Here is an 11,225-nt window from a genome sequence, read left to right on the forward strand (position 1 = left end):
GCTCACTGAGCATCACCACGGGCTTCCTTCACGACCAGGTCGACGAGTTCTGGGTACTTCTCCCGCCAGGCGTCATACACACCAGATGTTGCCTCGATGAAAGCGGGCTTATCGACGTCATTGAACTTGACCCCAGCCTCTTCCATCTTGCCGCGAAGTTCTTCATCCGCCTCGAGCGATGCCTGGCGATTGAACTCCCCTGCCTGCTCGGCAGCGTCCACAATCACTTCCTGGTATTCAGGCGACAAGGTATCCCAGACCATCTTGCTCATGAGCACAGGCGTAGATTCATATTTGTGGCCCGTCATGGAGATGTATTTCTGTACTTCATGCAACTTGGATGAGTAGATATTCATCAGCGGATTTTCCTGACCATCTACCACTCCTTGCTGCAGCGCGATGTATAGTTCAGAAAAGTTCATTGGCGTCGCATTGGCACCAAGAGCTTCGAAGATATCCACCGTCATTTCATCTGGCGGAGTGCGAATCTTGAGCCCCTTGAGATCCTTAGGCTCAACGATAGGATGTTTGTTATTACTGACATTACGGATGCCGTTATCCCACAGAGCCAGTAATACCAAGCCCTTCTCTTCCGCCATCTTTTTCAGCTCACCCCCGACCTCTCCATCCATGACCCGCCAGGCATCCGGCAGAGAATCAAACAGGAATGGAAGGCCAAGCACCGCAAACTGCGGGACCACAGAGGAAGTCGTCCCTTGAGAGTTGGCACTGAATGCCAGGGTCCCCAGACGCATCTGGGTCAGCGCCTCCGCATCATCGCCATATTGCGCATTTCCCCCGACATCAATCTTGATGTCGCCATTGGTCCCTTCCTCCACCAATTGGGCGAACTTCTCTGACGCCTCCCACTTGGGGTTTCCTTCAGCGGCATTGTGAGCCATCTGAAACGTCTGGGCCGCAAATGCCGATGAACCGACAAGCACTGAGCTGGCAATTAACATACTGCTGATCAATTTCATGACAGTAGCTCCTATTTTCCACTGCTCTTGTATATTTGTTCTTGAATATCGACCTTGAATACCAACTTGCTATCTACGACAAATCACACCAACTACAGATCAAACACACCAGGTTTAAAGCAAGACAACAATTTCAAAGAAAGCACATCACCTATAATTTCAACGAACCATTTATTCTTCTCAATTCCCCTCCAAACGATCACGATCCAGCACTTCACATAAAGCGTGATTCAAGCTCTATCCTCTGACGGAGTCTTCCACTCTTTTCACGACTTCCTTGGTGGAAATTCCATAGCGGTCATGAAGCGTAGGCAAGGCACCGGCATCCAGGAATTCATCCGGCAATCCAATCTGTTCGAGATTGGCGTTGAGCTTGTTGCGCATCAGCAGCGCAGCAACAGACTCGCCCAGGCCACCGATGACGGAATGGTTCTCGGCCACGAAGACAGGCTTGCCTGTGTGGCGACGCACTTCGTCCAGAAGCGTTTGCTCATCCAGAGGCTTGATGGTCGGACAGTGAACCACCGTCACCTTGATACCTTGTTCCAGCAGCTCATCGGCGGCTTCCACGGCACGCATGGTCATGAGGCCGGAAGAAATGATCAGTGCGTCTCCGCCATCTATCAGGCGTTTGGCCTTGCCAATTTCAAAGCGATAGCCATCGAATCGATCCAGAACATTGGGCACCTTGCCGCGCAGCAAGCGCATATAGACGGGGCCATCGAACTCGACCATGGCAGCAACCGATTGCTGAATATCAATCGCGTCACAGGGATCAATGATGGTCAGGTTGGGCATGCCGCGGAAAATGGCGATGTCTTCCGTGGCCTGGTGGCTCGGACCATAGCCAGTGGTCAGGCCCGGCAGGGCGCAGACGATCTTGACGTTGAGGCGCTCTTCGGCAATCGCCATGCAGATGAAATCGTAGGCGCGACGAGAAGCGAACACGCTGTAGGTCGTGAGGAAGGGAATGAAGCCTTCGCGTGCCATGCCCGCGCCAGCGCTCATCAACAACTGCTCGGCCATTCCCATCTGGTAGAAGCGCTCAGGAAATTCCTGGGCGAAGATATGCAGGTCAGTATATTTACCCAGGTCCGCCGTCATCCCGACAATCTTGTTGTTATCGCGTGCGGCTTCCACCAACGCATGTCCGAATGGAGCCGATGTCGTCGGCTGTCCTTCTGCGGCAATGGAGGCAATCATCGCCGAGGTTTTCAGTTTCTTCTTGGCTGCCATCTCTGCTCTCCTCACTTGATCCCGTAGACTTCGTCCAGCTGTTCCAGCGCCAGGCTCCACTCGTTTTCATCCACACGAATGAAGTGCGTCTTGTCGCGCGTTTCGAGCAGTGGCACACCACGTCCCATCAAGGTGTCGCAGATGATGACTCGGGGTTTGTCGGACGAACTGCCAATGGCAGCACTGAAGGCTTGCGCCAACGCGCCAAGGTCGTTGCCATTCACGCGCCAGGTTTCCCAACCGAAAGCGGCCCATTTATCGGCAATTGGCTCGTAGTTGAGCACAGTTGAAGACTTGTCATCGGCCTGCTGATCGTTCACATCGACAATGGCGATGAGGTTGTTCAACTGCCAATGGCCAGCGGAAGCCGCCGCCTCCCAGGTAGAACCCTCGTTGAGCTCGCCATCCGACAGCAGGTTGTAAACCAGGGAGGTACTGTTCTTGCGCTTCAGACCCAACGCCATACCGACACCGATACCCAGGCCATGCCCCAGAGATCCACCAGTGATCTCCATGCCTGGGGTATAAGCCGCCATTCCCGACATGGGCAGGATGCTGTCATCACTGCCGTAGTTCTCGATTTCGCTCTCGCTGATGATTCCCGCCTCAATCAATGCGGCATACAGCGCGATGGCGTAATGACCGATGGACAGCAGAAAGCGGTCTCGGCCTTCCCACTCAGGATCATCGGCCTTGAACTTGAGTGCCTGGAAATAGGCAACGGCCAGCACATCCGCCACACCCAGCGCCTGACCGACATAGCCCTGCCCCTGCACTTCCCCCATCAGCAATGCATTACGACGAATGCGATAGGCATGCTGCTTCAGCTTTTCAATGTCCTTGGCGTCAGAGTCTGACAACGAGGCATTCATTGGACATTCCTCTAAATTGGTTGACCAATTCAAAATATCCTCGTTGATAGGAATTAAAAATGCCACTTTGGTCTATACAAACAAAACCAATAACTTTATGTTTTTATTGTTTATTTTATGAAAATACTTCTATTTCAATAGAATACACACTCATTAAAGACATGGATAAAATTGTCAACCAATCAGATCGGCACATACGAGACAGGCGGATACGCCGCATCTTCTCTTTACCGTTCGGCACCGGCGATGCGTACGGGCAGCAAAAAGCACACTAGAACCAACAGCAGGCAGAGGGAGCAAAGAACAGGGAGGATCAAGGCAAGGAAAGAGAGGAAAAAAACAAAAGCCACCTGGACGGTGGCTGTATGCTGGCAAGTAGCGCTTATCATCGACAATGCTGTCCAGAGGGACTAACGCCTATGTTTCATCATTCTCCCGGACTGACTTCCTGCTGTTGCTCGAGAAGCGTCTCGGCGATGCTGCTCAAAGCATGAAACTTGGCTTCATCGATATCCATCATTTGCACAGTGAATAGCGCCTCACCAAGCAGGCCTGCCTTGGCCTGAACTGCAGCAACGTCCAATAGAATACCGTTCCGGGTGCTATCATCAGCAATGGATTTCGCGATAGCAATGACAGATGAAGACGTTGTACTTACCGCCTCTTTCTGTCCCTTTTCAGCCTGGGCGGCAGCTATGGCAACAAGTTCCGAATAGGGTTTGAAATCTGCATGCGGCAGGCCCTGGGCAACCTTTTCAGCCTCAGCCAATGCCTCAGTCGCGGCTTTTTCCCGCCCGGCTCTGGCTAGGTCAATAACAAGATCTGAAAGTTCAAGCAGCTTTGCATCACCATCTTCAAAAGAGCGTGCTATTACTGCAGCAGCTGCAAATGTTGCATCTGCCGCATTTTCTCTACCTGCTTCAGATTGCGCTGTCGCGAGTTCGAGAAGGCTACTCAGCCTGGACCCATCGTACTCAATGGTGTCAATGCTCTGTGCAGCAGCCGCAAACGTTGCATCTGCCACATCTTCTCGTCCTGCTTCAGCCTGGGCTTTTGCAATAACGACAAGCATGGATGACTTATCCTTGCCATCTGGTATAGCCTCCGCGGCTTTTTCAGCACTGCTAAAGGCGGCATCAGCCGCATCATTTCCACCCGCTTCGGCTTGAGCCAATGCGATAACAGTAAACACATAAGACTTCACTGCATCATCCGATATCGTTTCTGCCGTTGAGAACGCCTCAGCAACCTGGCCCGCTTCGGCCTGGGCCTTCACAACACGCATAAGGGCATCGTACTTCAGCGGCTCTAGATCGTCCGGCATCTGAGCGACAACTGAAAATGCATCGGATAAGCGACCTGCTTCAACCAAGCCTTTCTCGATAGAGTAAAGTGCATAAAGCTTAAATCTACTATTTGATATACGCTCTGATGTTGAGAGCGCTTCATCCAACTGACCGGCCTCGACCTGAATACTCACTATATAATTCAGTGCAGCGGACTGTTCTATACCATCCGACATTCGACCCTGAATCTCAGTCGCATCATCAAGTATTCTATTCAGAGCTTCTTTTTGCCCCACCAAGGCATACGCTTTCGCGGTATAGTCCAAAGCTTCAAGCTTTGACATGCCTACAGGCATAGCACCCACAATTCCCTCGATGTCTTCAAGCGTCTCAGCCGCTGAATCCAATTGCCCGGCCTTTTCCTGCAGCTCTACGACAACCACAAGACCACGGACTTTATTTAAATCACCTTCTAGCTTGTGAGACTCGTCAATCGCCATCCGGATAACACAATCAAAGCCATCAATTGCACATAGGTCCTGCTGGATGATATCAAGTGACAGTATATTTCCATCAGTCACCTCCACCTCGCCACCTTCTGTCAGCGTCTTGGCAGATACGCTGTCAGGGTAAGTCTCAATTAGCTCTTTCAATACTTGCCTGGCTTCGCTCAGCTTTTCCTTCGCGTCATTGCCATCGAGGGCTCCAGCACGGGTATAAGCCGTTGCTGCTTTTTCAAGTAAATCCGCCTCATCAGCTACAGCCGAAAAAGGTACGATCAAAACAGCACTCAGCACTAAAACTCGTAGAAACTTCCCTGCAAAATTGATCATAGGCATCCTTTAAAACAAGCCATATGCAATAGTGTTCTCAACCATGTCACCAACAGGTCTCGAAGTATTGGTTATTGTGACGACACCTTCACTGGACTGCACGGCAAGCCAAATAATGCCATGAATGCCTCGGAACAAGTTTTCCTCGCCGATGAAGAATCTCTTCCTCGGCGCCAAGTTCAGACGAATATCTGTGCTCGCTTATGAAGCTATTGATCCGACTTATTCTTCATTCACGAGTCATGGCATTGCCAAAGACGTCACAGTCAACTGTGAATAGTCTTGAACGAGCTAGCAACGACACTTATAGAGGTTATTGACCACAGGCAGGAAAACACAACTACCCCAGCTCCACCTCCTCTCCCCTCTGCGTGGCTTCATCAAGACGAATGATGGTATGGGCATTGGTGGCGCTGGTGGCCAGGGTGTCGATCACACCTGTACGCAAGGCACCGAGAATCCCGACGGCTTTGGTGTTCTCGCTGGCAATGGCAACTACATCGGGAATCCTGGTCAGGTCCTGGATGTTGAGTCCAATCACGCGCCCCTGCATCGGAGTGATTGATGGGCGTCCATGAATATCGATGAAGTCATACCCCATCATGTCGCCAACGGTACCGGACAGGCGCGCCTCGGAGATTTCCTGAGGCGTGAACCAGCCCATGCGCACCATATTGCTGTTCTCGCTGACATCTCCTACGCCGATCAGGGCAATATCAGCTCGGCGTGCACGATCCAGCGTCTGGCGTACGGTAGGGTTCTCGTACAATGCGTCGCGTAGCTCGCTGTTCTGCACCAGGGCTGGTGCATACAGTGTTTCGCTCTCGCCACCGAACTTGCCGGCCAGGCGTCGGCAGATGTGATCGGGGTTCATGTATTCGCCAGCTCGCAGGGAGCCGCCAATGGCACAGACAAAAGACACATCGAGGTGATCAGCGCCGAAGACATTGTCAGCCACGGCGCCGACATTGCGCCCCATGCCCACGGCGACAATATGCCCATCATGCAGGTTGCGCGAAAGATGGTCCGCCACCAGGCTTGCCACTGCTGCACGCTGCTCATCCGGATCACTGTTATCCAGCGCAATGAGTGCACGCTTGAGCCCAAAACGACGCTTGAGTTCCTGTTCGATTTCGGCACTGACAGCCGGGTGCTGGCGCACCCGTACATCCACGATACCTTCCGTCTGAGCTCGCTTGAGCAGACGCCCCACCCGAACCCGGGATAGCCCCAAACGGTTGGCAATGACCTCCTGAGTCTCCCCCTGCACGTAATAGAGAGTGGATATCTCGGTCATCAAAGCGATATCGGCGGAGTCCTGACGCTCATTCATGTTGTGTTCCCGACCTGGCTTTCAGCGCGTCACCTTAGCACAACCTGAGCGGATACCTCTCAGTCTGAAAAACCTGCCTGACTAAATCCAGCCCGACTAATCCAGCCCGATGAACCGATGAAGTGCTGGCAATGCCCTGATGCAGCACCCTGAAGTAACACTCACGCGCAGCGCTGAATCACCGGCACCAGCGCCGTGACAATCAACGCCAGTGATGTAGCGCCAGCATCTGGCGTGCCGAGACTCTTTTCCGCCAAGGGCCGAGCACGCCCCACCCTGGGCAGTAGTTCCGCAGTCGCCTGGGCCGCTTCTTCCGCGCGCTGAGCCGCTCGCTCCCAGGTAACCGCGACACCATCGGCGGCATGTTCTGCCACGGCCTCGGCAAAAGGCACCAGCACGTCGACCAGCGTCTTGTCTCCGGGCACCGCCTTGCCGAAGCTCATGACGTTATCACTGGCAGCAGACACCCCTCGCACCAGGCGGTCGGCGTTGAGTGGAAGGTCATTGCCCAGGGCCTCACCAATGGAAGACAGAATGACGCCCCAGATCGCACCGGAAGTTCCACCGGCACGGTCGGCCCAGCGTTCAGCAGCAAACGACAACACCGTTTGCGCACCGGCTCCTCCTGCCAGGGCCTCCCGGGCTGCCTCGAGACATGCCTTGCTGCCTCGCTGCATGCCAATACCGTGATCCCCATCACCCGCGATGGCATCGATGCGCCCCAGCTCTTCGGCATGCGCATCAACGGTGGCTACCAGCGTTTCCAGGGCAGATACCACACCTTTGGCCAACTGTCTGGATGCCTCACTGGCAGGCGGTATTTCCTGTCTTTCCACCGCCTCCAGCTCAGCAGGATCCAGCGCCTCCGCCACGGCCACACTGCCTTTACGGTAGGCCGGAGTATCGGCAGGGGCTTTCCAGCGCTGTTCCAGCTCGTCATCCAGCCAGAACAAGGTCAGTGACACACCGGCCATATCAAGACTGGTGACCATTTCCCCCACCTCTGGCTCGACGATGCTCAGGCCCGCCTCATGCAGCAATTCATCGACACGCCGATAGACGACAAACAGCTCTTCATACTTGACCCTACCCAGCCCATTGAGGATAGGAGCCACTCGAGCGCCCTCACGTTCGATGCCTGCCGGCACCTCTTCAAGAAGGCGCGACACCAGAGCCTCGGCAAGACCATCCGCCGTAGGAACATCCTGCTCGCTGACACCAGGTTCGCCATGAATCCCCAGCCCGATGGCCATCCTGCCCGCAGGCACATGGAATAGCGCATCCTCCGCACCCGGCAGCGTGCACCCATCGAATGCCACACCGAAGGAACGCGTCCGACGATTGGCCTCCTTGGCCACGGCCACCACTTGCTCAAGCGAGGCACCAGCCTCTGCTGCAGCGGCAGCGGCCTTGAACACTGTCAAATCACCGGCAATCCCCCGGCGCTTGTCGAACTCCTCCAGCGAGGCACTGGCCACATCGTCCGTGATGGTGACGATTTCGCAGGGAATACCTTCTGCAATCAAACGCTCGCGCGCCTGGCCGAAGTGCAACACATCGCCGGCATAATTGCCGAAGGTCAGCAACACACCACCGCCGTTATCCGCAGCCTTGGCCACGGAATAGACCTGCTGGGCCGAGGGTGATGCAAACAGGTTGCCCATGGCCGCTCCGTGGGCCAATCCTTGCCCTACAAGGCCGGCAAAAGCCGGGTAATGACCACTGCCACCGCCAATGACGACAGCCACACTCCCGGGTTTGCTACGCGTGCTGCGCACCACGCCGCCATACACCGCCATCAGCTTGTCGCGATGAGCGGCCACCAGCCCCAGGCGGGCCTGTTCAGGAAAATCACTGGGATCGTTGTACAGAATGGTCATGGGATATTCCCCCTGGACAGAGCGGCTGCCGAACCTGGCTGCAGGTGGCCAATGCTTTTTTGTGTCATGGATGCCATGTCATGGGCATGGCATCACTGAAGAAGCGTATTACTGAAGAACCTTATTCCTGAAGAGCTGTAGCACCAGCAAACTTATGCCTCTGGTGAAGGTGCTCCTGGTGAAGATGCCCCTGATGCAGAAGGACCCGCGAGACGCTCTTCATATTCACGAATCTTGGCGACCTTCTCGGCGGACGGCCCACCCGGAAATGACTTGCCGAGGAAGGTGGTGACGATATCCTTGGCCAGTTCAGGCCCCACGACTCGAGCCCCCAGCGTCACGATCTGGGCATCATTGCTGGTGCGAGCCTTGCCCGCCGAATAAGTATCGTGGGCCTGGGCCGCACGAATGCCTGGCACCTTGTTGGCCGAAATCGCCACGCCAATGCCCGTACCACATACCAGCACGCCGCGATCGAAACGCCCTTCCTTGATCGCAGTCGCCACCTCGATAGCCACATCGGGGTACAGGATCGGCTCAGCATTGAAGGTACCAAAGTCTTCCACCTGGTAGCCCTGCTCCTGCATATGCGCAATCAGAATTTCCTTGAGAGCGAAGGCCGCCTCATCACCACCAATGGCAACCTTCAAGGAAGACGCGGTATCAGACATGAGTTCTCTCCTCCGGTGAACGTCTCGGATCCTGCCGAACATATGCTCAAAGTATCACCAGATGAACATATGTAAAGACCGATGCACAAAAGAACCCATAGAAAGGATAGTCTTCACATCCACCACGCAACAGTCGATTCTCCACTAAAGCATTTAAAAACAGATATATAAACACAAAACCTTCATACCCTTCGGACAATTACACCTTTGGTCTAATGATCATAAACAGATCATTCGTGCATTATTTTTTGACTCTCTCAGGCCAACACGCTATTCATTTGATCAGGAGATGATCAGATTCCCACACAAGGAGTCTTTGCCATGTCACGCCTCGATGCCCTACGCCAGCACTCCCTCGTTGTCGCCGACACCGGCGACCTCGACGCTATCAAGCGCTATCAACCGCAGGATGCCACCACCAACCCCTCCTTGATCCTCAAGGCCTTCGAACTCCCCGGTTATCAGGAACTGATCAATGACGTTCTGGGCCAGATAGACAACAGCGGCACTCTGGCGGACAAGGCAAGCCAAGCGGTAGAGCATTTGTCCGTTGCCATGGGCAGCGAGATTGCCGCCCATATCCCTGGGCGCATTTCCACCGAAGTCTCGGCTCGGCTTTCCTTCGATACCCAGGCCAGCATTCGCAAGGCCCACGAACTGATCGCGCTCTATCAGCAGCGTGGCATCGAGCGCGATCGGGTACTGATCAAGCTAGCCTCCACCTGGGAGGGCATTCGTGCAGCGGAGGTGCTGGAGAAGGAAGGTATTCAGTGCAACCTGACCCTACTGTTCAGCGATGCCCAGGCTCAGGCCTGTTTCGATGCCGGCGTGTTTCTGATCTCCCCCTTTGTTGGCCGGGTCAGTGATTACTACAAGCAGGCCACAGGCAAGACATTCCATGCTGACGAAGACCCCGGCGTGCGCTTCGTGCGCAGCGTATGCCAGCGTGCCAGCAGCGGTGGCTACTCCACTGTCGTGATGGGCGCCAGCTTCCGTAGCGTGGAGCAGGTTCTGGCTCTGGCGGGGTGTCCACGGCTGACGATTGCGCCGGAATTGTTGGAGCAGCTGGCCTCCAGCCAGGGCGACGTCGCTCGGACCATCCCCTCCACCGAGCCCTTCTCAACGCTTGCGCAACCTATCGGACACAGCGATTTCCTGTGGCACCACAACACCGATGCCATGGCCGTGGACCGCCTTGCCGATGGCATCCGTCGCTTCTCCGAGGACCAGAGCAAGCTCGAAGCCCTGATCGCAGAGCGACTCGAGAAGCCGTAAGCCGTAAGCCGTAAGCCGTAAGACGTAAGACGTAAGACGTAAGACGTAAGACGTAAGACGTAAGACGTAAGACGTAAGACGTAAGACGTAAGACGTAAGACGTAAGACGTAAGACGTAAGACGTAAGCCAATGATTTTAAAAACATTATATCGATTGCAATGACTTTTTTACTTATAGCTTATAGCTTATAGCTTATAGCTTATAGCTTATAGCTCTACAGCCTATGCTTGGCTTGCTCGTTGCCCAAACCAAGGATTTCCCATGACGATTCGATTTCAGCTTGCCAACGCCATTCGCGCCCTATCCATGGATGCCGTCCAGAAGGCCAACTCCGGCCACCCCGGCGCCCCCATGGGTATGGCTGACATCGCCGAAGTGCTGTGGAACGATTACCTCGTCCACAACCCGAACGATCCCAAGTGGGCCGATCGTGACCGCTTCGTGCTGTCCAACGGCCACGGCTCCATGCTGCTGTACTCCCTGCTCCACCTCACCGGCTATGAGGACATGAGCCTCGAAGAGTTGCGGAACTTCCGCCAGCTGCATGCCAAGACTGCCGGCCACCCCGAATACGGCTACGCCGGTGGCATCGAAACCACCACCGGCCCGCTCGGACAGGGCCTGGCCAATGCCGTCGGCATGGCCATGGCCGAACGTACTCTCGGCGCTCAGTTCAACCGCCCCGGCCATGACATCGTCGATCACTACACCTACTGTTTCCTCGGCGATGGCTGCCTGATGGAAGGCATTTCCCACGAAGTGGCTTCCCTGGCCAGCACCCACAAGCTGGGCAAGCTGATCGCCTTCTATGACGACAACGGCATCTCCATCGACGGCGAAGTCGAAGGCTGGTTCACC

General features: G+C 54.9%; 8 protein-coding genes and 1 pseudogene. 2 read left to right on the top strand and 7 right to left on the bottom strand.

The genetic code is table 11. The annotated features are described in order from the left end of the window. Positions 1 to 2 precede the first annotated feature (2 nt). The 7 genes from Q1K07_RS20085 to rpiB form a co-directional block, all read right to left on the bottom strand. The gene (locus tag Q1K07_RS20085) at positions 3 to 980 is read right to left on the bottom strand and encodes a TRAP transporter substrate-binding protein (RefSeq protein ID WP_300315352.1); all 978 of its coding nucleotides are present in this window, start codon (positions 978 to 980) and stop codon (positions 3 to 5) included. Between the two features lie 237 nt (positions 981 to 1,217). After that, complete coding sequence (locus tag Q1K07_RS20090; protein ID WP_300315355.1) at positions 1,218 to 2,216, bottom strand: transketolase family protein; 999 nt, start codon at positions 2,214 to 2,216, stop codon at positions 1,218 to 1,220. 11 nt (positions 2,217 to 2,227) lie between these two features. Continuing rightward, on the bottom strand, positions 2,228 to 3,088 hold the full coding sequence (locus tag Q1K07_RS20095; RefSeq protein ID WP_300315358.1) for a transketolase: 861 nt from the start codon (positions 3,086 to 3,088) through the stop codon (positions 2,228 to 2,230). A 427-nt stretch (positions 3,089 to 3,515) separates the two neighbouring features. Further along, positions 3,516 to 5,207 (bottom strand): hypothetical protein, encoded by a 1,692-nt coding sequence (locus tag Q1K07_RS20100; protein ID WP_300315361.1) that lies wholly within the window; start codon positions 5,205 to 5,207, stop codon positions 3,516 to 3,518. A gap of 340 nt (positions 5,208 to 5,547) precedes the next feature. Further along, positions 5,548 to 6,540, bottom strand: coding sequence for a sugar-binding transcriptional regulator (locus Q1K07_RS20105; protein ID WP_300315364.1), 993 nt, complete (start codon positions 6,538 to 6,540; stop codon positions 5,548 to 5,550). Between the two features lie 161 nt (positions 6,541 to 6,701). After that, a complete protein-coding gene (locus Q1K07_RS20110; RefSeq protein ID WP_300315367.1) occupies positions 6,702 to 8,420 on the bottom strand; it encodes a dihydroxyacetone kinase family protein in 1,719 nt (572 codons plus the stop codon). A 152-nt stretch (positions 8,421 to 8,572) separates the two neighbouring features. Beyond that, on the bottom strand, positions 8,573 to 9,091 hold the full coding sequence (gene rpiB / locus Q1K07_RS20115; protein ID WP_300315370.1) for a ribose 5-phosphate isomerase B: 519 nt from the start codon (positions 9,089 to 9,091) through the stop codon (positions 8,573 to 8,575). Positions 9,092 to 9,412: 321 nt separating this feature from the next. On the opposite strand from rpiB, the gene tal reads away from it, so the two are divergent. Together tal and Q1K07_RS20125 are read left to right on the top strand one after the other, a co-directional pair. Beyond that, complete coding sequence (gene tal / locus Q1K07_RS20120) at positions 9,413 to 10,366, top strand: transaldolase (protein WP_300315372.1); 954 nt, start codon at positions 9,413 to 9,415, stop codon at positions 10,364 to 10,366. Positions 10,367 to 10,628: 262 nt separating this feature from the next. Further along, positions 10,629 to 11,225 (top strand): annotated as a pseudogene (locus Q1K07_RS20125) (transketolase); the annotation flags it as partial.

This window comes from Halomonas sp. (assembly GCF_029263665.1).
Lineage (GTDB): Bacteria > Pseudomonadota > Gammaproteobacteria > Pseudomonadales > Halomonadaceae > Halomonas.